Annotated in this window: 21 protein-coding genes and 1 riboswitch; of the genes, 10 read left to right on the top strand and 11 right to left on the bottom strand. The window is 71.3% G+C overall.

The genetic code is table 11. The features are described 5' to 3' along the window. Positions 1-121 precede the first annotated feature (121 nt). Positions 122-811, bottom strand: coding sequence for a CBS domain-containing protein (locus FB453_RS06215; RefSeq protein WP_145788233.1), 690 nt, complete (start codon positions 809-811; stop codon positions 122-124). A 189-nt stretch (positions 812-1000) separates the two neighbouring features. On the opposite strand from FB453_RS06215, the gene FB453_RS06210 reads away from it, so the two are divergent. Continuing rightward, entirely contained in the window at positions 1001-1558 is a 558-nt protein-coding gene (locus FB453_RS06210) for a DoxX family membrane protein (protein WP_145788231.1), read from the top strand. Between the two features lie 217 nt (positions 1559-1775). Next, a complete protein-coding gene (locus tag FB453_RS06205; RefSeq protein WP_091397734.1) occupies positions 1776-2168 on the top strand; it encodes an FKBP-type peptidyl-prolyl cis-trans isomerase in 393 nt (130 codons plus the stop codon). Positions 2169-2247: 79 nt separating this feature from the next. Here FB453_RS06205 and FB453_RS06200 read toward each other — a convergent pair whose 3' ends face one another. Continuing rightward, positions 2248-2634 carry an STAS domain-containing protein gene (locus tag FB453_RS06200; RefSeq protein ID WP_145788229.1) on the bottom strand — a complete coding sequence of 129 codons (387 nt, stop codon included), beginning with the start codon at positions 2632-2634 and terminating at the stop codon, positions 2248-2250. A gap of 182 nt (positions 2635-2816) precedes the next feature. On the opposite strand from FB453_RS06200, the gene FB453_RS06195 reads away from it, so the two are divergent. After that, positions 2817-3833 (top strand): SMP-30/gluconolactonase/LRE family protein, encoded by a 1017-nt coding sequence (locus tag FB453_RS06195; RefSeq protein ID WP_145788227.1) that lies wholly within the window; start codon positions 2817-2819, stop codon positions 3831-3833. A gap of 78 nt (positions 3834-3911) precedes the next feature. On the opposite strand, the gene FB453_RS06190 is transcribed toward FB453_RS06195, so the two are convergent. After that, complete coding sequence (locus FB453_RS06190) at positions 3912-5180, bottom strand: L,D-transpeptidase (protein ID WP_091397725.1); 1269 nt, start codon at positions 5178-5180, stop codon at positions 3912-3914. A 722-nt stretch (positions 5181-5902) separates the two neighbouring features. Between FB453_RS06190 and FB453_RS06185 the strand changes: the two genes are divergently transcribed. Beyond that, positions 5903-6868: a sugar phosphate isomerase/epimerase family protein gene (locus FB453_RS06185; RefSeq protein WP_112587189.1), complete on the top strand. Its 966-nt coding sequence runs from the start codon at positions 5903-5905 to the stop codon at positions 6866-6868. Positions 6869-6891: 23 nt separating this feature from the next. Then, complete coding sequence (locus FB453_RS06180) at positions 6892-8991, top strand: PQQ-dependent sugar dehydrogenase (RefSeq protein WP_145788225.1); 2100 nt, start codon at positions 6892-6894, stop codon at positions 8989-8991. Between the two features lie 118 nt (positions 8992-9109). On the opposite strand, the gene FB453_RS06175 is transcribed toward FB453_RS06180, so the two are convergent. From FB453_RS06175 to pdhA, 4 genes are all read right to left on the bottom strand, one after another. Continuing rightward, a complete protein-coding gene (locus tag FB453_RS06175; protein ID WP_112699267.1) occupies positions 9110-10789 on the bottom strand; it encodes a right-handed parallel beta-helix repeat-containing protein in 1680 nt (559 codons plus the stop codon). A gap of 189 nt (positions 10790-10978) precedes the next feature. Then, the gene (locus FB453_RS06170) at positions 10979-12349 is read right to left on the bottom strand and encodes a dihydrolipoamide acetyltransferase family protein (RefSeq protein ID WP_145788932.1); all 1371 of its coding nucleotides are present in this window, start codon (positions 12347-12349) and stop codon (positions 10979-10981) included. After that, positions 12334-13338, bottom strand: a complete 1005-nt coding sequence (locus FB453_RS06165; RefSeq protein WP_181539337.1) for an alpha-ketoacid dehydrogenase subunit beta — start codon at positions 13336-13338, stop codon at positions 12334-12336. The genes FB453_RS06170 and FB453_RS06165 overlap by 16 nt, the downstream gene beginning before the upstream one ends. After that, positions 13335-14501 carry a thiamine pyrophosphate-dependent dehydrogenase E1 component subunit alpha gene (pdhA, locus tag FB453_RS06160; RefSeq protein WP_486480175.1) on the bottom strand — a complete coding sequence of 389 codons (1167 nt, stop codon included), beginning with the start codon at positions 14499-14501 and terminating at the stop codon, positions 13335-13337. Before pdhA ends, FB453_RS06165 begins: the two co-directional genes overlap by 4 nt. A gap of 105 nt (positions 14502-14606) precedes the next feature. Between pdhA and FB453_RS06155 the strand changes: the two genes are divergently transcribed. Continuing rightward, on the top strand, positions 14607-15113 hold the full coding sequence (locus FB453_RS06155; RefSeq protein ID WP_124854498.1) for an Lrp/AsnC family transcriptional regulator: 507 nt from the start codon (positions 14607-14609) through the stop codon (positions 15111-15113). 9 nt (positions 15114-15122) lie between these two features. Here FB453_RS06155 and FB453_RS06150 read toward each other — a convergent pair whose 3' ends face one another. Then, positions 15123-16094 (bottom strand): DNA polymerase domain-containing protein, encoded by a 972-nt coding sequence (locus tag FB453_RS06150; RefSeq protein ID WP_112587884.1) that lies wholly within the window; start codon positions 16092-16094, stop codon positions 15123-15125. A 107-nt stretch (positions 16095-16201) separates the two neighbouring features. After that, positions 16202-16528: a hypothetical protein gene (locus FB453_RS06145; protein WP_112724796.1), complete on the bottom strand. Its 327-nt coding sequence runs from the start codon at positions 16526-16528 to the stop codon at positions 16202-16204. Between the two features lie 179 nt (positions 16529-16707). Between FB453_RS06145 and FB453_RS06140 the strand changes: the two genes are divergently transcribed. The 3 genes from FB453_RS06140 to FB453_RS06130 all read left to right on the top strand — a co-directional run bounded on the left by FB453_RS06140 (position 16708) and on the right by FB453_RS06130 (position 18872). Continuing rightward, positions 16708-17439, top strand: a complete 732-nt coding sequence (locus FB453_RS06140; protein ID WP_145788222.1) for a histidine phosphatase family protein — start codon at positions 16708-16710, stop codon at positions 17437-17439. Further along, positions 17423-18292 carry an NAD(P)H-hydrate dehydratase gene (locus FB453_RS06135; protein WP_145788220.1) on the top strand — a complete coding sequence of 290 codons (870 nt, stop codon included), beginning with the start codon at positions 17423-17425 and terminating at the stop codon, positions 18290-18292. The genes FB453_RS06140 and FB453_RS06135 overlap by 17 nt, the downstream gene beginning before the upstream one ends. Before the next feature lie 79 nt (positions 18293-18371). Further along, positions 18372-18872 carry a hemerythrin domain-containing protein gene (locus FB453_RS06130; protein WP_145788218.1) on the top strand — a complete coding sequence of 167 codons (501 nt, stop codon included), beginning with the start codon at positions 18372-18374 and terminating at the stop codon, positions 18870-18872. Between the two features lie 60 nt (positions 18873-18932). On the opposite strand, the gene FB453_RS06125 is transcribed toward FB453_RS06130, so the two are convergent. Beyond that, complete coding sequence (locus FB453_RS06125; RefSeq protein ID WP_145788216.1) at positions 18933-19739, bottom strand: SDR family NAD(P)-dependent oxidoreductase; 807 nt, start codon at positions 19737-19739, stop codon at positions 18933-18935. Between the two features lie 149 nt (positions 19740-19888). Then, positions 19889-19978, top strand: a riboswitch (ZMP/ZTP riboswitch). Positions 19979-19997: 19 nt separating this feature from the next. Between FB453_RS06125 and FB453_RS06120 the strand changes: the two genes are divergently transcribed. Continuing rightward, positions 19998-21434 (top strand): glycine hydroxymethyltransferase, encoded by a 1437-nt coding sequence (locus tag FB453_RS06120; RefSeq protein WP_112587203.1) that lies wholly within the window; start codon positions 19998-20000, stop codon positions 21432-21434. A 143-nt stretch (positions 21435-21577) separates the two neighbouring features. Here the strand turns inward: FB453_RS06120 and FB453_RS06115 are convergent, their stop codons facing one another. Beyond that, entirely contained in the window at positions 21578-21838 is a 261-nt protein-coding gene (locus FB453_RS06115) for a hypothetical protein (RefSeq protein ID WP_091397680.1), read from the bottom strand. Between the last annotated feature and the right edge of the window lie 41 nt (positions 21839-21879).

Genomic DNA, 21879 nt, shown 5'->3' with positions numbered 1-21879 from the left:
AGCCTAGGTGAACGCCCGACCCGGCATCGGACGGTCCACCGAAGTCGGGTCGGGCACCACTACGGCGACCTGGCGGTCTCCAGGGGCAACGGCTGAGGCTCTGTGCGGGCGCCGCCCCTGCTCACGCGACCGGCATCACCTGGCAGGGGTCGGAGATCGTGTCGTCGGCGTCGTAGGCGATCGCGTTGGTCACCCGCACGACTCCACTGACCTGCCCCGCGAGTCGACCGGCGAGGTCGACGGCGGAGCGGCGGTCCAGCCGACCGGCCAGAGTCACGTCACCGTGGCGGACCTCGACCGTTACCAGTCCATCCCGCACGGCGAGCACCCGGCGAAGCACCTCCTGGACCACGTCCTCCCGAATCTCGGCGTCCGACCGCAGGTGCACCCGCAGCAGGTCGGCACGACTGACGATCCCGACCAGCCGACCCAGGTCGTCCAGCACGGGCAGCCGTTTGACCTGCTCGCGGTCCATCAGCCGGGCAGCGGCGGACAGCATCGCCTCCGGGTCGGTGGTGACCGCCGGCGCGGTCATCAGGTCGCCGGCCAGCAGGGCGGCACTCTTGCCACGGGCACCGCGCCGACGGCGGCTCTCGAAGACCCGTCGCAGCGCCGGATCACCGGCGCGCTCGACCCGGTGCAGCAGATCAGCCTCGGACACCACCCCCAGCACCCGGCGGAAGTCGTCGATCACCGGCACCGCGCTGACACCGCGGCGCAACAGCACATCGACGATCTCCCGGTACGGGGTCTCGGCCACCACGGTCTCGACCTCCCGGGTCATCACGTCACCCACCTGCCAGGTCCTCATCACGGCCTCCCTCTCCTGGTCCATCTCGGACGCTACGACCGAGCGCCGACGGTCGTCAGGGCCGCCGGACCGGACCGGAGGGGGTCGAACGTCCCGAGCAGGTGCGGTCTGTCGGCCCTGCCGTCGAGAACGCCGTGGGCGTCCAATGGAGATGCCACCGGGAAGCGCGGTGCGAAGCTGAGAAGGGACGTGGAGACCATGATCGCGACGATCGAGCGGGTCACCGCCGAGAACACCGCTGCCAAGGCCGGCACCGCTCACGAGCGGGCCGTCCGGTACATCCTGGCCGGCACCCGGCTGGCACTTGGCTGGATCTTCCTCTGGGCCTTCATCGACAAGATGTTCGGCTTCGGGATGGCCACCGAGTCGAAGAACGCCTGGATCAACGGGGGCAGCCCCACCAAGGGATTCCTGACCTTCGGCGTGACCGGCCCGTTCAAGGATCTTTACGCCGGGATCGCCGGTGCCGCCTGGGCGGACTGGCTCTTCATGATCGGCCTGGCCGGGATCGGTGTCGCGCTGCTGCTCGGCATCGGCATGCGGGTCGCCGCCGTTGCCGGTGGGCTGCTGCTGGTCATGATGTGGACCGCCGTCCTGCCTCCGGAGAACAACCCCTTCATGGACGACCACCTGATCTACGCGGCGGTGCTGGCGGTCCTGGCGCTGGTCAACGCCGGCGACACCTGGGGTCTCGGCCGGGTGTGGGCGAGGCTGCCGATCGTCCGGCGGATGCCCTGGCTGCGGTGAACACCGCACACCCCCGCGGCGGGCGTCACCAGCAACGGTGACGCCCGCCGCGTCGTCGTCCCACCGCCCGGGCTCACAGCGCCACCGGGACCGTCGGCGCACGATCGGCGGATGGGGCCGCGGAGCAGGTTGCGGGTCCGCCGCACATCGGTGAGGGGTGATCCGGCAGGATCGACGGTGACCGGACACATCACCCAACACGGCAGGAGATCCCCGCATGACCCAGGCAGCAGGCGCCCAGTCGGGCAAGCCCGAGGTTGGTCCGATCGAGGGTGCACCGCCGGCCGACCTCGTGATCGAGGACATCACCGTGGGCGACGGCCCGCAGGCCGAGCCGGGCCAGTTGGTCAGCGTGCACTACGTCGGCGTGTCGCACTCCACGGGCGGCGAGTTCGACTCGTCGTGGAACCGGGGCGAGGCGTTCGACTTTCCGCTCGGCGGCGGCCAGGTCATCGCCGGCTGGGACCAGGGCGTCGTCGGCATGCGCGTCGGCGGTCGCCGTCGCCTGATCATCCCGCCGCACCTGGGGTACGGCGACCGGGGCGCCGGCGGCGTCATCAAGCCGGGCGAGACGCTGGTCTTCGTCGTGGACCTGCTCGGCGTGAGCTGACCGATTGTGGGGGTCGCCGGCCCACGCCGGCGGCCCCGCGTCCGGGTGTGAGGGTGGGAGTCCGCCTCGTCGACAGGGGTCAGGCGGCCAGTTGCAGGTCGGTGGTCGCGACCACCGGGCGACGCGCGGCCTCGATCGGCGAGGTCAGCTCCAGAATCGGCATCACGCGGTGCAGCCCGCTGACGCGCAGCACCCGCACCACCACCGGGCTCGGGTCGACCAGGACCAACTCGCCACCGCAGGCCCGCACGCGCAGATGCGCCGCGAGCAGCGTGCGAACGCCAGCGGCGGAGAGCAGCCGCAACCCGGACATCTCGAGTTGAAGCACCGGGCGGGCCGGCGCGGACCACAGCGCGGACCGGAACGCGGCCACCGTGGCGATGTCGACCTCGCCGGCCACCCGCACGAGGACCATCTGGTCACCCACGCTGACCTGCACGTCCAGCCGGTCGCTGTGCTCTTCCATGCCCAGAAATCTAGCCGCCACCACCGACACTTTCGCCCCTCCGCGGAGTGATTCCGGGTACGCCCAGGGGCATACCCCGAGGCGCTCCACCTCCCTCTCGGGGTGGAGTCAGGGGCCCGCGCGGCGCGCCGCGCGCGCTCGGAACCCGGGGGTCGGCCGGCATTCGGGTGGAGAATAGGTCGATGCTGATCCCTCGGCCCCGGCCGCCCCGGCTGATCCGCCCCGTCCGCGAGCCGGCGACAAGCCCTCCGGCGCTGGCCGGGGCATGGGCCCCCACCGACCGCCGGCTCGACGAGGCCGAGTTGCTACCCCTCCCCGCGGGCGCCGTCGGCCCCGAGGACGTGCTGGTCGACCGCTCCGGGCGGGTGATCAGTGGCGACGAGGACGGTCGGCTCTGGTGGTGGCCGGTCGACGCGCTGGCCGGCACCCCACCCCGACTGCTGGCCGAGACCGGGGGCCGTCCGCTCGGCATCGAGCTGGACCCGTCCGGCGAGGCCCTGGTGGTCTGCGACGCGTACCGCGGGTTGCTGCGGGTCACCCCGGACGGCGCGGTACGCGAACTGACCGGAACGGCACCCCCGGTGCACCTGGCCAACAACGCGACGGTGGGCCGGGACGGCACCATCTACTTCACCGACAGCTCCGACCGGTTTCCGGTCTCACACTGGAAGCGGGACCTGCTGGAGCACCGTCCCAACGGTCGAGTGCTGGCCCACCATCCGGGCAGCGGCCGCACCGAGGTGGTGACCGACGGGCTGTACTTCCCCAACGGGATCGCGCTGACCCCGGACGAGTCGGCGCTGATGCTGGTGGAGACCAGCACCCACCGGCTGCTGCGGGTCGAGCTCAGCGGCGGCGTGCGGGTCCTCGCCGACCTGCCCGCGTACCCGGACAATCTCGCCTCGGTGGGCGACGGGACCTACTGGATCGCGCTGCCCAGCCCCCGGGTGCCGATCGCCGAACGGCTGCTGCCCCATCCGCGGCTGCGCCAGATCGCCGCCCTGCTGCCCGACGCGATGCAGCCGCAGCCACGCCGCTACGGGCTGGTCGCGCTGGTCGACGACGCGGGAACGGTCCGCCGGACACTGCACGGTCCGAACGGGCACTACTCGATGATCACCGGGGTACGCCAGCACGGCGACCACCTCTGGCTGGGCAGCCTGACCGGGTCCGGGGTGGCCCGCGTACCCCTGGGGTGATGGCGTGATGGCCGCGGGCGGCGACAGGGCCGGTCCGCCGTGGTGGCGGGCCGACCCTGTCCTGCCGTCAGTGGTGTCTCAGCGGCCGCTGACCGAGGGCGCCGGCGCGGGCGATCCGCCGGCCACCGCGCCCGGGTGCGCCGGGGCTACCGGCGCGGGCTTGAGCCCGGGCGGCACCGGCAGGGCGCTGCCCCGGGCGAACTCGTCCCAGCTCACGTTCCACGCGGTCCAGCCGTTGCCCGGCTGTAGCTCCACCTCGGTGCCCTTGACGGTGACCAGGTCGCCAACCTGCGTCACCCCCATCAACCAGTTGGCGGCGGTGGCGGAGACGTTCGCGCAACCGTGCGAGACGTTGGTGTTGCCCTGGTCCCCCTCCGACCAGGGGGCGGAGTGGATGAACTCGCCGCCCCAGGTGTAGCGCTGGGCGTCGTCGACGTCGACCACGTAGCCGCCGTCCGGCTCACCCCGGGTGTCGAAGGTGACCCGCTCGTGCTTCTCCATGATCACCATCTTGCCGCTCGAACTCGGCGTGCTCGGCTTGCCCAGGCTGACCGGGATCCGGCGGACCTGCTTGCCGTCGCGCAGCACGGTCATCTGCTTCGTGGCGTTGTCGATCTCCAGCGAGACCTGCCGTCCGATCTTGGAGGTCGCGGTCCGCTCGGCGTCGCCGACCAGTTTCTTTCCGATCGGCAGACCCTCGAGACCGGCCCGGACACTGATGGTGGTCCCCGGCTTCCAGAAATCGGGAGCCCGGTAATAGACCTGACTTCCATCCTCAAGCCACGACCAGGTGCCCGGTTGCGGTGGATTGGTCTTTACGAACAACCGCCGCTGGACATCCGCCCTGGCCTCTTTCGGAATTCCTGGGTCGAAAGCCACCGTTACCGGCATCGCCGTGCCGTACGTCCGATTGCCGTTGAAATAGAGTGTGCTGGTGATCTGCGGCTTGGTCGATTTGGCCATCGTCGTGAAGGTGGTGGTGCGGGTGGTGGTGGCACCGGAGTCACCGGTCGCGGTCACCTCGGCGGTGTAGGTCCGTCGTGGTTGCAGCGGGGCGCTCGGCACCCAGCCGGAGCCGTCCTCGCGCGGCTCGGCGTTGACCTGCTTGCCCTTGTCGTCGGTGAGGCGTACGCCGGTGACCCGCCCGCCCTTTACCACGGTGCCCACCTCGGCGCTGACCGGGACGTCCCGGGCCTTGTCACCCGGCGTCACAGCGAGTTCCGGTGGGGCGGCGTGCTTCTTGGCCGAGCCGGTCGCCGAACCCCGGTCGGCGGTGCACGCACCCAGGACGAGTGGTGCGGCTGCGATGGTTACCGCCAACAGCGTCAATCGCCGCCTAGACGTCATGTTTCAGTCCCCCCGTTTTCGACTTCCCTCCGCCATATTCTTGCCCGCTTGAGGGGACCATTCGCGGCATTCGGAAATAATCGGCGGCGCATTTATCGACGCACTTTCCGACAATGCTCCGCTTGGCCGGAACAGGGGTTCAACGGACCCTTGTCATGTGTTTTGCTCCGCTTGAGCGACGCAACGTCGACTGTCCGAATGGCGGGTGGTGGCATCTGGGGTGGGCTCGGCGCGCACCGACACAGGGCGTCGGCCGCGTGGGAGGACCCGCTCCATGATCGACTCGACTTCAAGGAAGTCGCGGCATCCGGGTCGCCCTAAAACCGCGACTTCCATGAACCGAGTGGATCACCCCGAGTCGGGCCGGGCGGATCGGGCGGCGTGATGAGGACGGGAAGTAGAAGGTCAGGCCGGGTGGCGCACCTCGTGGGCGGACTTTTGTCAGTTGAAGCGAAACTTCCGGCGAACGCGACAAAGCTTTGCCTTCGTCCGGGGGCAAGGGTAAGGTCTCGATCTAGATAGAGGGTTGCCCATTCGTCGATCAACTTGCCGCCACCTCTGCCGGGTCGCCGCGTTCCGCTCCCGATGGGTCCGGGCCGCACCCGCGCCGTCCCTCACCGTCCAGCCGGAGCCCGCCTCCGGCCGGTTCGGCGCGCCCGGCGGACGGCAGTCAGGTCGACCGCCGCCGACGGCGTACCAGCCGTCAGGAAGGGACCACCACCATGGATCAACAACTCAACCGACCGGAGCCGACGCCGGCGTCCGAGCCGGTCAGCCGGCGTGGAGTGCTGCGCGCCGCGACCGTCTCCGCGGCCGCTGTCGGCGCCGCCGGTCTGCTCGGCGGCACCGCCGTCGCCGCGCCCGCCGCATCCACCGGGCAGGCCCAGGGCCGCCGCCGGGTGCCGGTGGACCGGATCAGCATTCAGCTCTACACGCTGCGCGATCAGCTCGCCGCCGACCTGCCCGGCACCTTGGACGCGCTGCGTCGGATCGGCTACCGGCGAGTGGAGCACGCCGGTTTCGTCGGACGCACCGCCGCGCAGTTCCGGGCCGCGCTCGACGAGGCCGGGCTGCGTTCCACCTCCGGGCACGTCGGCATCCCGCAGCCGTTCGACGCCGCCACCTGGGAGCAGGCTCTCGCCGACGCCAACGTGGTGGGCTGCAAGAAGATCGTCCACCCGTACTTCGGTCGGGACGCGAGCGGCCAGCCGATCCGGGACCCCGCGGTCTACCGGGCCCTGGCTCGGGACCTGAACCGCGCTGGCAGGCTCGCCGAACGCGCGGGGCTCGACTTCGGCTACCACAACCACCAGCTCGAGTTCGTTCCGCTGACCGGCGGTTCGACCGGGTTCGACATCCTCAGCTCGCAGACCGATTCCCGGCTGGTCCACTTCGAGCTCGACCTCTACTGGACCTGGCGGGGCGCCCACGACCCGGTCGACGTGATCCGGGCCAACCGCGGTCGGATCCGCCAGGTGCACGTCAAGGACCTCGACGTCGAGGGTGGGTTCGCCGACCTCGGCGACGGCGTCATCGACTTCGGCCGCATCTTCGCCCACGAGCGGGAGGCCGGCATCGAGGAGTACATCGTGGAGCGTGACGACGCGGGCACTGCGCCGCGCTCCCCCGCCGACGCCCTGGACACCGCTCGCGTCGGCTTCGACTATCTCGCTTCACTTCGGTACTGAAACCACCCCGGGGGACTCACCTGATGAACAGGACCGCATTCGCGTCCGCCCTGCTGCTGGTGACGGCCGGTCTGGCCGTACCACCGTCGGCAGTGTCCGCAGCGCCGGCCGCGCCGCCGGACAGCAGCTTCCAGAAAGTGACACTGAACGACTTCCCGGGCGAGCCGATGAGCCTCGCCGTCCTGCCCGACCTGCGGGTGCTGCACACCTCCCGCACCGGTGAGGTCCGCATCCACGACCCGCGCACCGGGCTGAACACCCTCGCCGCCGACATCCCGGTGTACGAGCACGACGAGGAGGGGTTGCAGGGGGTCGCCATCGACCCGAACTTCGCCCAGAACAAGTGGGTGTACCTCTACTACTCGCCGCCGATGGACACTCCGGTGGACGACCCGGCGACCCCCGGTGTCAACGAGGGGGACGCGCCGGAGACCGGCACCGAGGCGGACTGGCAGCGGTTCAAGGGCGCGCTGCGGCTGTCCCGCTTCAAGCTGGACGGGATGAAGCTCAACCTCGCCAGCGAGCAGCAGATCATCGACGTGCCCACCGACCGGGGCATCTGCTGCCACGTCGGCGGCCAGATCGACTTCGACAGCAAGGGCAACCTGTACCTGTCGACCGGTGACGACACCAACCCGTTCGCCTCCGACGGCTACATCCCCATCGACGAGCGGGCCGACCGCCACCCGGCGTACGACGCCCAGCGCACCTCGGCCAACACCAACGACCTGCGCGGCAAGCTGCTGCGCATCAAGGTGAAGGCCGGTGGTGGTTACACGGTGCCGGCCGGCAACCTGTTCAAGCAGGGCACGGCGCAGACCCGCCCGGAGATCTACGCGATGGGTCTGCGCAACGCGTTCCGGTTCGCCGTCGACAGGCGTACCGACAACGTGTACGTCGGCGACTACTCGCCGGACGCCTCCAGCCCGGACCCGGAGCGCGGCCCGGCTGGTCACGGCCGGTGGATGCTCGTCGACAAGCCAGCGAACTACGGCTGGCCGTACTGCGTGACGCCCACGATCGCCTACCGCGACTACGACTTCGCCACCGGCGAGTCCGGCGCCAAGTTCAACTGCAAGCGCCCGGTCAACGACTCACCGCACAATACCGGCAAGCGCGTGCTGCCGCCGGTCGAGCAGCCGGAGGTCTGGTACGCGGCCGCCCCCTCGGCCGAGTTCCCGCAGCTGGGCACCGGCGGCATCTCTCCGATGGGTGGCCCGGCGTACGACTACGACGGAACCAGCACGTCGCGCACCCGCTGGCCGGCCTACTACGACGGGGTGCCGCTGTTCTACGAGTGGTCCCGCGACTACATCAAGGAGTTCCGCCTCGACGAGGACGGCGACGTGACGGACATCCGTCCGGTGGCGCCGTCGCTGGTGGTGGACAACCCGATGGACATGGAGTTCGGCCCGGACGGCGCGCTCTACGTGCTGGAGTACGGCGACGGCTACTTCGCCGAGAACCCGGACGCGCAACTGTCCCGGATCGACTTTGTCCGGGGCAACCGGACGCCGATTCCGAAGATCAGTGGCACCCCGACCGTCGGGCAGGCCCCACTGACCGTCGCGTTCTCCAGCGCCGGCACGACCGACCCGGACGGTGACAAGCTCAGCTACGCGTGGGACTTCAACGCGGACGGCTCGGTGGACAGCACCGCTCCGAACGCGAGCTGGACGTTCCCGGAGAACGGCTCGTACATGCCGACGCTGAAGGTCACCGACCGCACCGGACGGTCCGCGTCGGCGTCCCTGCCGCTGGTGGTCGGGCCGACCGCGCCGATCGTCGAGTTCGTCGCACCGGAGGCCGGGCAGCCGTTCCAGTTCGGGCAGACGGTCGCGTACGAGGTGAAGGTCACCGACGATCTGCCGGTGGACTGCTCCCGGGTGAAGGTCACCTACGTGCTCGGGCACGATGAGCACGGGCACCCGCTCTCCACCTCGACGGGTTGCTCCGGGACCATTCCCACCTTCCTGGACGGTGGGCACAGCGGCGCGGACAACCTGACCGCGGTGTTCGTCGCGGAGTACACCGACGCCCCGACGGACCCGGGCGTACCCCCGCAGTCCGCTTCGGCGACGGTGGTGCTGGACCCGACCCCGGTGGCCGGTCTGGCCGGCTGATCAGTTCAACCACGACAATGGCGGCGGCCGGATCACTCCGGCCGCCGCCACACCTCGTTGAGCTCCGAGATCTCGCTGGCACCATCGCCCGGGCGTCCAGACGGCGGCCGGCGGCGGGTCAGCTCCAGTCGCTGTCCACGTGGTTGTCCCGCCATCGTCCGCCCACCGGCGGGGTGTCCAGTCGCATCCCCTCGTCGGCGTTGCCGGCCAGGTCGTTGTCCTCGACCCGGCAGTCCACGCAACTGCCCCGCTCGGTGATCCACAGCCCGTGCGTCTGGGTCGGGTTGTCGTGGTTGTCCCAGACCCGATTTCCCCGGATGGTGGCCGAGTCGAACGGCGCGTCGATGGTGATGCCGGCCCGCAGCTTCGGCGCGGCGGCCAGTTCGTACCCGCATCCCGGCGGTGGCACGTCCCCGCTCCACGCGCTGAACGCGTCCGGGCGGACCGGGGCGAGGGTGAGTTCGTCGCCGGTGTTGGAGGCCACCGTGGCCACGGCCTTCCCGACCCGTAGGACCTTTCCCCGGTGCCCGTCGTGCGGCCAGTTGGCCGACCGGTCCACCAGGCACCGCTCGCTGTAGTGGACGGCGTCGCCGGTACCGCCGGTGCCCTCGCCGTACTGTCGTCCGTTGTTGCGGATCCGGTTGTTGAGCAGCACCGCGTCGGTCATCTGGTGGTCGATGCGGATCGCGTCGAGGCCGTTGCCCCAGAACTCGTTGCTCTCGATCACCACGTCCCGGATCGAGCCCCGGTAGCCGCGCCCGAGGTCGTGCGAGTGGTAGCCGTGCCGGCCGTTGCCGCTGATCCGGTTGCCCCGGACGGTGTACGGGCCGGGGCTGTTGCCGATGCTGACCCCGTCGCGCAGGTTGCCGTCGATGACGCAGTCGGTGAGCAGCCCACCCCGGCCGGCCACTGACGAGGTGCCCTGCGACGACACGTCGAAGCCGGCCTCCAGGTTGCCGGTCATCGTGCAGGCCGAGACGATCAGACCGTCGGCGCCCCAGTCGGAGATGCCGAACCGGTTGCCCTGACTGTGGCAGCCGACGATGCGGTAACCACGGGGCGGTTCCCAGTAGTCCTTCTGCAGCTCCAGGAAGATCCCGTTGGTTCCGTTGGCCAGGGCGGTGCAGTTGGCGATGGTCAGCCGCTCCACCGCTCCCCAGCCGCCGATGCCGATCCCGATGCCGGCACCGCCCATCTGCTCACCGTTGTCCAGTCGGCCACAGCCGACCACCACCACGCCGTCGATCAGGGAGTCCTGGAGGAAGTCGCAGCCCAGCCCGGTGGCGGCGGTGTGGTGGATGTAGAGGTTGCGGAAGACTCCCCGCACCACGTACTGGAGGCCGAGGCCCTTGGCCAGGTAGTTGTACTCGGCCATGGCGACGCCGGAGCCGTCGATCTGGAAGTCGGAGAAGGTGCAGTCGGCGATGTGCCGGTCCCGGTCGGCACCGTGCTGCACTGTGGTCCAGAACGCCAACGGGGTGGGGTCGGCCCGGTTGCCCTCGTTGCTGAGCATGAACCGGGTCGCCGCCGGGCCGGCCCCGATCAGCGACACACCGCTGCGCCACACCGTGCCCGCGTCCCGGATCGAGTAGATGCCCGGCGGGCAGTAGATGACCCGGGCCCGTCCGTCCGAGGCGTACCCGGCGCCGAGGCGGTCCACCAGGGCGGCCAGCGCCGGCTGGTCGTTGGTCGCGCCGTCGCCGGTCAGCCCGTACTCCAGCGCGTCGCAGTACAGCGGCGCGCCGGCCGAGGCGGGCCGTCGTACCCGGACCGAGTTCAGTAGCAGCTCGTTCGCCACGGCCACGGGCGGGCTCCCTTCGACGCGTTCGGTGCGCTCCGGCGGGGCCGACTTCCCGGTGAGGCCGCCGGGAAACCCCGGCCCGATGACACCGCGGGGAGCTCCGGCTCGATGACACCGCCGGGAGTCCTTAGACGTGCGCCGGCCCCGGCGCCGCACGGGCGGCGCCGGGGCCGAGGGGGGTACGCGTCAGACGGCGGCGATCAGCAGCGCCGGTCGCTCCACGCAGTCGGCGACGTGCCGCAGGAAGCCGCCGGCCACCCCGCCGTCGCAGACCCGGTGGTCGAAGGTGAGGCTGAGCTGGGTCACCTTGCGGACGGCGAGCTGCCCGTCGACCACCCACGGCTTGTCCACGATCCGCCCGACCCCGAGCAGGGCCGCCTCGGGGTGGTTGATGATCGGCGTGGAACCGTCAACGCCGAACACCCCGTAGTTGTTCAGCGTGAAGGTGCCACCGGTCAGCCGTGCCGGGGGCAGGCTGCCGGCCCGCGCGGCGGCGGTGGTCGCCGCCAGTTCGGCCGCCAGCTCGGCGGTGGTGAGCCGCTGGGCGTCGCGCAGCACCGGCACCAGGAGCCCCCGGTCGGTCTGCGCGGCGATGCCGAGGTGCACCCCGGCCGACTGGACGATGCGCTGCGCCTCGGTGTCGACCCGGGCGTTGAGCTGCGGGAACCGGCGCAGCCCGCTGAGGCAGATCCGGGCCAGCAGGGCCAGGATGCTCACCGGCGCGTCGGGCGTCGCGGCGTTGATCGCGGCGCGGGTCTCCAGCAGCCCGGTGGCGTCCACGTCGACCCAGATGGTCACCTCCGGGATCTCCCGCCGGCTGCGGGAGAGCTTGTCGGCGATCACCTTGCGGACGCCGGTCAGCGGGACGATGACGTCACCGTCACCGTCACCGACCGGGGACGACCCGACCTGCGGGTCCGGCACGGCGGCGAGCCGGGCGGCGGGCGCGGTCAGCGCTGCCTCCACGTCGGCACGTCGGATCACACCCCCCGGTCCGGTGCCCCGCACCGTGTCGAGGTCGACGCCGTGCTCGCGGGCCAGCCGCCGCACGATCGGCGAGATGACGAGGGCGGCGGTAGGCGGTGCCGGGTCGCCGGAGGCGGCACCGGCAGCCGCGCCGGTCGGGCCGTTCGGGCCGGTGTCGGCCGGTTCGGGGGCCACCGCCAGGCGGGGCCGACGCCGCCGGCGGGTGGCGGTGCCGTGGCCGGTGCCGTACCCGATCAGCACGTTGCCGGAGCCGGCGCGTTCCTCCTCGCGGTAGGTGGCGTGCCCGGCGGGCTCGTCGCCCCCGTCCAGCGGCGCGATGGTGATCAGCGGCTGGCCGACCGGGCGTACCTCACCGGCCGCGCCGTGCAGGGTGACCACCCGCCCGGCGTACGGGCAGGGCACGTCGACGACGGCCTTGGCGGTTTCCACCTCGACCACGCTCTGGTCGACGGTGACCACGTCACCCACGGCGACCCGCCACTCGACGATCTCGGCCTCGCTCAGCCCCTCGCCCAGGTCGGGCAGGAGGAAGACCTGCGTCCGTTCGACGGTGGTCATGCCGCCGCCCAACGCGCGTCCGGCTGGTCGTCCCACTGGAGGCGGGCCACCGCGTCGAGCACCCGGTCCACTCCGGGCAGGTGGGTGTGCTCCAGCATCGGCGCCGGGTACGGGATGTCCAGTCCGGCGACCCGCAGCACCGGGGCGTGCAGCGCGTGGAAGCAGCGCTCCTGCACCCGGGCGGCGATCTCCGCGCCGACGCCCGCGAAGCCGGGCGCCTCCTGGATCACCACGCACCGGCCGGTACGCCGGACCGAGGCGGTGATGGTCTCGTCGTCGAACGGCACGATGGTGCGCACGTCGACGACCTCCAGGTCCCACCCCTCCTCCCGGGCGGCCTCGGCGGCCTCCAACGCGACCGGCACCGCCGGCCCGTACGCCACAAGGGTGGCGTCGCGTCCGGGCCGGCGAACGACGGCCCGGCCGAACGGCTCGTTGCGGGTCGGCAGAGACGCCTCGGCGCTGGCGAAGTAGAGCTTCTTGGGCTCCATGAAGACCACCGGGTCGGGGTCCTCGATGGCCTCGCGCAGCAGCGAGTACGCGTCGTCGACGGTCGCCGGGGTGACCACCTTCAGCCCGGGGGTGTGCGCGTAGTACGCCTCGGACGAGTCGCAGTGGTGCTCGACCCCGCCGATCCCGCCCGCGTACGGCACGCGGATGACGATCGGCACGCTCAGCGCGCCCCGGGTGCGGTTGCGCAGCTTCGCCACGTGCGAGGCGATCTGCTCGAACGCCGGGTACGCGAACGCGTCGAACTGCATCTCGACCACCGGGCGCAGGCCGGACATGGCCATGCCGACGGCGAAGCCGACGATGCCGGCTTCGGCGAGGGGGGTGTCGAAGCAGCGGTTCTCGCCGAAGCGGGCCTGGAGGCCGTCGGTGATCCGGAAGACGCCGCCGAGCGCGCCGACGTCCTCACCGAAGACGACGACCCGGTCGTCGGCGGCGAGCGCGTCGGCGAGCGCGGTGTTGAGCGCCTTCGCCATGGTGGTGGCCATCAGGCGTCACCCTCCTCGGCGTGGGCGGCGGCCAGCTCGGCGCGGACCTGCTCACGCTGTTCGATCAGTTGCGGGGTGGGCTCGGCGTAGACGTGGTCGAAGAGGCTCAGCGGGTCGACGGTGGGCTGCTCGTTCATCCGGGTCCGCAGGTCCGCCGCGTACGCCTCGGCCTGCTCGGCGATCTCGGCAATCGCCGCGTCGTCGAGCACACCGCGGGCGCGCAGGTAGGTCTCCAGCCGGGCGACCGGGTCCCGGTCGCGCCAGGCGTCGACCTCGGCGCCGTCGCGGTAGCGAGTGGCGTCGTCGGCGTTGGTGTGCGGCTCCATCCGGTAGGTGTGCGCCTCGACCAGGAAGGGCCCCTTGCCGGCCCGGGCGTGGGCGACCGCGCGGGTGAGCACGGCGAGCACCGCGACCGGGTCGTTGCCGTCGACCTGCTCGCTGGGTACGCCGTAGCCGACGCCCTTGTAGGCCAGCGACGGCGCGGCGGTCTGCCGCGACAGCGGGACGCTGATCGCGTACTTGTTGTTCTGCACGAAGTAGACCACCGGCGCCTTGAACACGGCGGCGAAGTTGATCCCCTCGTGGAAGTCGCCCTCGCTGGTGGCGCCGTCGCCGATGAAGGCCAACGCCACGGTGTCGCGACCCTGGTACGCCTCGCCGTGCGCCAGCCCGGCGGCGTGCACGCACTGGGTGGCGAGGGGCGTGCACTGCGGGGCGGTGTGAACCTCGGTCGGGTCGTAGCCGCAGTGCCAGTCGCCGCGCAGCAGGGTGAGCACCTCGACCGGGTCGATGCCTCGGGCAACCAGCGCCATCGATTCGCGGTACGTGGGGAAGACCCAGTCGGTGTCGCGGACCGCGAGGACCGCGCCGACCTGGCACGCCTCCTGGCCCCGCGAGGACGGGTAGACGGCGAGCCGGCCCTGCTTGGTCAGGGCGGTCGCCTGGGTGTCGAAGCGGCGGCCGAGCACCATCCGGCGGTACAGCTCGCGCAGCACCTCGGCGGGTGGTTCGGGGTAGTCGGAGCGGGCGGGCAGCGGCGTGCCGTTCTCGGCGAGCAGGCGGACCGGCTCGGCGTCTGGCAGCAACGAGCGCGCCGGGTCGGGCGGGGTGACCGTTCGACGGGTGCGCGGGGATGCCCTGCGGACCGCCTGGGGAGTGGTCGTCACGGCGGAACCTCCTGGGACGTGTGGTGAGCCTATGCTTCCGCTTGTGGATGATTGACTCAAGATCGACACAGAAGGCGGGACGGTTGGCATGCGGAGGACCCATCAGTGAGCCAGGAGACCGCCGACGAAGCGAGCCGGGGCGCGGGATCGGGACGATCGGCCCGAGCCCTGGACGAGGTCGACCGGCGGATCCTCGACGAGCTGGTCCGCGACGGTCGGACGTCGGTGCGCACCCTCGCCGAACGGATCCACATCTCCCGCACCAACGCGTACGCGCGGGTGGAGCGGCTGCTGCGCGACGGGGTGATCACCGGGTTCCGGGCCCAGGTGGCGCCCGAGGCGGCCGGGCTGGGCACCTCGGCGTACATCGCCCTGACCATCGAGCAGAACACCTGGCGGGAGGTGTCGGCCGAGCTGGCCCGGGTGCGCTACATCGAGCACGCCGCGCTGCTCGGCGGTGACCACGACGTGCTCGCGCTGGTACGCGCCCCGGACAACGCCGCGCTGCGCGACGTGGTGCTGGGCCGGGTGCAGAGCATTCCCGGGGTGCTGTCCACCCGCACCTGGCTGGTCTTCGAGGAGTTCGACGGGCTTGGCAGCCCCTGGGCGTGACCGCCGGGCTCAGCGCTCCGGCGGGGCCTCCAGCCCGTCGCGGTCGGCCAGCTCCAGCAGCGGCTCCAGCGAGTGCCGGTCACCGTCCAGGCCGGCGTGCGGGTCGCCGCGCTCGGCGAACCGGGCCGGCATGCTGAGCACGTCGAAGTCCTCCGGACGGACCTGGTCCAGCTCCGACCAGTCCAGCGGCGCGGAGACCAGCGCGGCCGGCGTCGGCCGGATCGAGTACGCCGAGGTCACCGTGTGGTCGCGGGCCATCTGGTTGTAGTCGACGAAGACCGGCCGGTCCCGTTGCTCGCGCCACCAGGTGGTGGTGACCAGGTCCGGCAGCCGGCGCTGCATCTCCCGACCCAGCGCGAGCACCGCCCGACGGCATTCACCGAAGCTCCACCGCGGCTCGATCGACAGGTAGACGTGCAGCCCTCGACCGCCGGTGGTCTTCGGATAGCCGGTCATGCCCAGCTCGGCGAGGAACGCCCGCACCTCGTGCGCCACCGGCACCACCTGCTCGAAGCCGACGCCGGGCATCGGGTCCAGGTCGATGCGCAGCTGGTCGGGGCGTTCCACGTCGGCGGCGGTGACCGGCCACGGGTGGAACCGCAGGGTGCCCAGGTTGGCCGCCCAGATGACCACGGCCAACTCACTCGGCGCGACCTCGTCGGCGGTACGGCCACTCGGGAAGGTGATGTGCGCGGTCCGCACCCACTCGGGCGCGCCGGCCGGCAGCCGCTTCTGGTAGAACGCGTCGCCCCGGTTGGTCTGCCGGGTGGCGATCGTCGCGCCCTCGAAGACACCGCGCGGCCAGCGTTCCAGCATGGTCGGCCGATCCCGCAGCGCCCGCAGGATGCCATCGCCCACCGCCAGGAAGTAGCGGACCACGTCCAGCTTGGTCAGCCCACGCTCGGGAAAGTACGGCTTGTCGGGGCTGGAGACGCGGACCAGCCGCTCCCCCACCTGGATCTCCTCCGCCGCCGTGGCCACGCCACCGAGGGTACGACGCGCAGGCGCGCCGCACTGCCACCGAGCGGACACAGGTGTGGCGCGGCGCCGGTGGAGCTGCCTGTCGACGGCGAGACTGCCGCGCTCGATCAATCGATCAGCAGCACGCCGACCACGATCAGTGGCAGCCCGACGAAGAGGAAGATGCCGACCCCGGTTAGCACCCGCCCGCCGCCGGCAGTCTCGCGCTCCGCTGCGGCGCCGAAGATGGCGCGCGGGCCCAGCATGCCGATCCGACTCATCGTCAGGTCACCCGTCACACCGAGGAGCCCGCCTACCACTATCAACGCGATGCCCAGCCGGGTGGTGTACTCGCCGCCGGCGACCGCCACCCAGATCCCTGCCGCGACCGCGACCAGCACCCCGGCGATCACGAACAACAGAAGCGCTTCCCGCAGACCTCGCACGATAGTCATCGTCGACACATCCCCACCAGTCGCCCCGCCCACATTGTTCCGCATCAAACTGTCGTGGCGCTGCCCCGAAGCCGACAACTGTGGCTGGCGATTAGTTGTGTCAATCCCTTCTACGGTGGGGGCGGCGCGACGCCGACCGGACACGGTTACCGTCGGCGGTGCCCGGGTAGGGGGGCCGCATGGCGGAACTGGCAACCCTCTGGATCGTCCGGCACGGCGAGAGCACCGCGAACGTCGCGGCGACGCACGCCGAGGCGTCGGGCGCGGAGCTGATCGACCTCACCCACCGCGACGCCGACGTGCCGCTCTCCGCGACGGGCGAGGAGCAGGCTCGGGCGACCGGCCGTTGGCTGGCCGAGCTGCCGGACGCGAAGCGCCCGGACGTGGCGGTGGTCTCGCCGTACCTGCGCGCGGTGCAGACCTCGCGCCTGGCGCTGGCCGGCACCGACATTCCCGTCCACCGCGACGAGCGGCTGCGCGACCGGGAGCTGGGCATCCTCGACGGGCTGACCGGGCACGGGGTGCGCCGGCGGTACCCGGACGAGGCCGAGCGCCGGGAGCGGTTGGGCAAGTTCTACTACCGGCCGCCGGGTGGGGAGTCCTGGACGGACGTGGCGTTGCGGCTGCGGACGCTGCTGGGCGACCTGCGCCGCGACCACGAGGGTTGCCGGGTGCTGCTCTTCGGCCACGACGCGCTGGTCTTCCTGCTTCGCTATCTGGTGGAGGGGTTGACCGAGGACGAACTGATGGCGCTCACCCGGCAGGACGTCATCGCCAACTGTTCGATCACCGAGTGGTCGGCGGACGGCGACGACCGCCTGGCCCTCACCGCCTTCAACGATGTCGCGCACCTGCGTCAGCAGGGCGCCCAGCCGACCAGGGAGGACGAGATCCATGCCGAGCCGGTCTGAGGTGAAGGTGATCACCCCGGCGTTGCTGCGGGACTGGGCGCTGCCGGTGCCGGTCGGTGGAAAGGAGAGCCGGGGCACCGTGCTGGTGGCCGGCGGTTCCCGCTTCACGCCGGGCGCGGTGCTGCTCGCCGGGGTGGCCGCGTTGCGCGCCGGTGCCGGAGTGCTCCAGCTCGCCGCCGCCGAGTCCACAGCGGCCGCGCTGAGCATCCAGGTGCCCGAGGCGCTGGTGATCGGTCTGCCGGAGACCGCCGACGGCGCGGTGGCCGCCGACCGGGACGGCCAGCTCGGTGACCTGGTCGCGCAGGCCGACGTGGTGGCGGTCGGCCCCGGCCTGAAGGCGATCGACGAGACCAACCGCCTGCTGAGCCTGGTTCTGGAGGCCGCCCGTCCGGACACGTCGCTGGTGCTCGACGCGTACGCCCTCGGTGCGCTCAGCCACGCACCGGACCTGCTGGTCGGCTCGGGTCGGCCCGTGGTGCTCACCCCCAACGTCACCGAGGCCGGGCACCTGCTCGGTCGGGACCCGGGCGACGACCTGGACGCCGAGGCGGCCGAGTTGGCCGCGCGGTACGAGGCGGTCGTGTCGCTGTACGGGCACGTGGCCGCCCCGGACGGTCGGGGTTGGCGGGAGGAGAGCGGCGACGCCGGGCTGGGCACCTCCGGCAGCGGGGACGTGCTCGCCGGGTTGTTGGCGGGGCTGCTGTCCCGGGGTGCCGACCCTGCCCAGGCGGCCTGCTGGGGCTCGTTCGCGCACTCGGTGAGCGGCCAGCGGCTGATCCCCCGCTACGGCCGGATCGGCTTTCTGGCTCGGGAGTTGCTCGACGAGATCCCCCGCACCCTGGCGATGGTCTGAGGCGGTTTCACCTGTTTCCGGATTCGACGTGGGGGTACCGGAACCCCACCAGCCGAGACTTTTCAGGGAGGTCATACCGGTGTCGACCGATGCCATCGTCTTGCTCAAAGAGGACCACAAGGAAATGCGTCGCCTGTTCAAGGCCTTCCAGGACGCCGAGGAGGGGCCGGCGAGCCAGCGGCAGAAGCTGGTGGACCAGATCCTGGAGGCACTGACCGTGCACACCTACCTGGAGAACGAGGTGATGTATCCGGAGATCCGCCGGCTACTGCCCGACCTGGAGGACGACATCCTCGAGTCGTACGAGGAGCACCACGTCGCCGATGTGCTCTGCGCCGAGCTGGCCAGCATGAACGCCGACGACGAGCGGTTCAACGCCAAGACGACGGTGCTGATCGAGAACGTCACCCACCACGTCGAGGAGGAAGAGCAGGAGTGGTTCCCCAAGGTCCGCGACGCGCTGGGCCGCAAGCAGCTCCAGGAGATCGGCGAGAAGATGATCGCGCTGCGCGCGGACGCGCCGCGTACCCCCACCGCGCCGAAGGCGATCAAGAAGGCGCTCGATGCGGTGACGGCCTGAGGCACCCGCTCACACCGAAGGGCCCGGCATCAGGCCGGGCCCTTCGTCGTGCACCACGGGTCAGCTGCCGGATCCCGGCTCGGCCATCCGGCGGTGCTGCTCGGACTTGAGCTTGTCCGGAATGATCTTGCCGGCGGCGGTCTGCACCTTGTTCATCAGCGAGCCGGCGGTGATCGTCTGATCACCCCTCATCATCGCCTCGAAGCCCTGCTCGGCGACCTTCGCCGGGTCGTCCTTCTTTCCCGAGCCCACCCGGGTGTCCTCCATGTCGGCCCGGTCGAAGAACTCCGTGTCGGTCGGCCCGGGCATCAGCGAGGTCACAGTGACGCCGGTGTCCTTCAGCTCGTTGCGCAGCGCCTCGGCGAAGGACTGCACGAACGACTTCGACGCGTTGTAGACCGCCTGGAACGGCCCCGGCATGGTGGAGGCGATCGACGAGGTGAAGAGGACCCGACCCGTGCCCCGCTCGACCATCCCGGGCAGCAGCCGCTTCGCCAGGTGCACCGTCGAGCGCACGTTGAGGTCGACGATCTCCAACTCGTCAGCGAGGTCGGTGCCGCCGACGAAGGCGCCACCGGCGCCCCGACCGGCGTTGAGCGCCAGCGCGTCCAGCGGCCGTCCGGTCGCGGTGACGGCGGCCACCAGTTCCGTCACGCCCTGCTCGCGGGCCAGGTCGACGCGGACCGACCAGATCTGCGGGCCGCCGTCGCGGCGCAGCTTCTGCGCGGCCGCTTCGATGCCGTCGTCCTCGGCCGCGATGACGAGGTCGAAGCCGTGCTCGACGAACTGCGCCGCCAGCTCGTACCCGATCCCGCTGGAGGCCCCAGTCACCAGGGCGAGCGGCCGGTCGGAGGTGGGTGTGGTCATGTTCTCGACTCCTTCTGTGCGAACCCTGGCCGCACCCGTGACGGTGCGGTGGTCACCTACCGTGTGCCCCGCGACGCATCGCCCAATCACGTCGGCGGGGTCGCCTCCCGGAGGGCGGCCCGAACGGCCGGTTCCGGCCCGGTAGGATCCTCCCGGGCCGTTACTGGCGCGTGGGGATGGAGAACCATCGGGGAGCGGCCTCGTCACGTGGACGTTTGCCGAGCGCCTGGGCCTTCCCGCACGTCTGTTGGAGGTCGCATGTCCCGCAACGCCGAATCCACCGCATTCCGGAGTGCCCTTGAGGTGATCCGGGCTGTCGAGCCGCGGGTCGCCGACGCCATCGGCGCCGAACTGACCGACCAGCGGGAGTCGCTCAAGCTGATCGCCAGCGAGAACTACGCCTCCCCGGCGACCCTGCTGGCCATGGGCAACTGGTTCAGCGACAAGTACGCCGAGGGCACCGTCGGGCGCCGCTTCTACGCCGGCTGCCAGAACGTCGACACCGTCGAGGCGCTCGCCGCCGAGCACGCCCGGGAGCTGTTCGGCGCCGCGCACGCGTACGTGCAGCCGCACTCGGGCATCGACGCCAACCTGGTCGCCTTCTGGGCGGTGCTGGCCGACCGGGTGGAGTCCCCCGCCCTGAAGAAGGCCCAGGTCCGCCAGGTCAACGACCTCACCGAGGCCGACTGGTTCGCGCTGCGTCGCGAGCTGGGCAACCAGCGGATGCTCGGCATGTCGCTGGACGCCGGCGGCCACCTCACCCACGGTTTCCGGCCGAACATCTCCGGCAAGATGTTCGACCAGCGCAGCTACGGCACCGACCCGGCGACCGGCCTGATCGACTACGACCGGGTGGCCGAGGCCGCCCGCGAGTTCAAGCCGCTGATCCTGGTGGGCGGCTACTCGGCGTACCCCCGGAAGGTGAACTTCCGGATCCTGCGCGAGATCGCCGACTCGGTCGGCGCCACCTTCATGGTCGACATGGCGCACTTCGCGGGCCTGGTGGCCGGCAAGGTGTTCACCGGCGACTTCGACCCGGTGCCGCACGCGCACATCGTCACGACCACCACGCACAAGTCGTTGCGCGGCCCGCGCGGCGGCATGGTGCTCTGCCAGCCGGAGTTGGCCGACCAGGTGGACCGGGGCTGCCCGATGGTGCTCGGCGGTCCGCTTCCGCACGTGATGGCAGCCAAGGCGGTCGCGCTCGCCGAGGCCCGCCGGCCCGACTTCGCCGACTACGCCCAGCGGATCGTCGACAACGCGCAGGCGCTCGCCGAGGGGCTGCTGAGCCGGGGCGCGACGCTGGTCACCGGCGGCACCGACAACCACCTGGTGCTGATCGACGTGTCCGGCTACGGGCTCACCGGCCGGCAGGCCGAGCAGGCCCTCCTCGACTCGGGCATCGTCACCAACCGCAACTCGGTCCCGCAGGACCCGAACGGCGCCTGGTACACGTCCGGCATCCGGATCGGCACCCCGGCTCTGACCACCCGGGGCCTGGGCACCGCCGAGATGGACCAGACCGCCGAGTTGATCCACACCGTGCTGACCCAGACCACCGCCGGTGCCAACGCCGACGGCACCCCGTCGAAGGCGAAGTACAACCTGGACGCCGGCCTGGCCGACAAGATCGCCCGCCAGGCCACCGATCTGCTGGCCACGTACCCCCTCTACCCCGGCATCGACCTGAGCTGAGCGGCGGCGCCTGCGGCGGCAACGTCGCCCGTGGCACTTGCTCCAACCAGCGATATACCTCTGAGTCACGGTTGTGACCCAGAGGTATATCGCTCGCTGAGGTGAGTGCCACCGGCGGCGGGACCGTCGCAGGCAGGTGGCCCTCAGGCCATCGGGCGCTTCAGGTGGTAGCGGTGGACCTCGGTGCTGCCCTGGACGTTGTTGACGTCCTCGGCGGCGGAGACCAACTCCCACCCCTCCCGGCCGGCGCGGTTGAGGTGCGCGATGGCGGTGTCGCCGTAGGCGGTGATGTCCTTGCGTGACCCGTCCGGCGCGTACCAGACGAACGAGACGTGAAAATTGCGGCCCTGTCCCTGATAGCGACGGACGAGCAGGGCGTACTCCCAGGCAACCATGCGGCTTATTATGACCGTCCAACCAGGACGGCGGTACGCGGGTCGTCGCG

This window comes from Micromonospora sp. CNZ322 (assembly GCF_007827755.1).
Note: the sequence above shows the minus strand (reverse complement) of the source record. Positions and strands in the feature narration are given on the sequence as shown.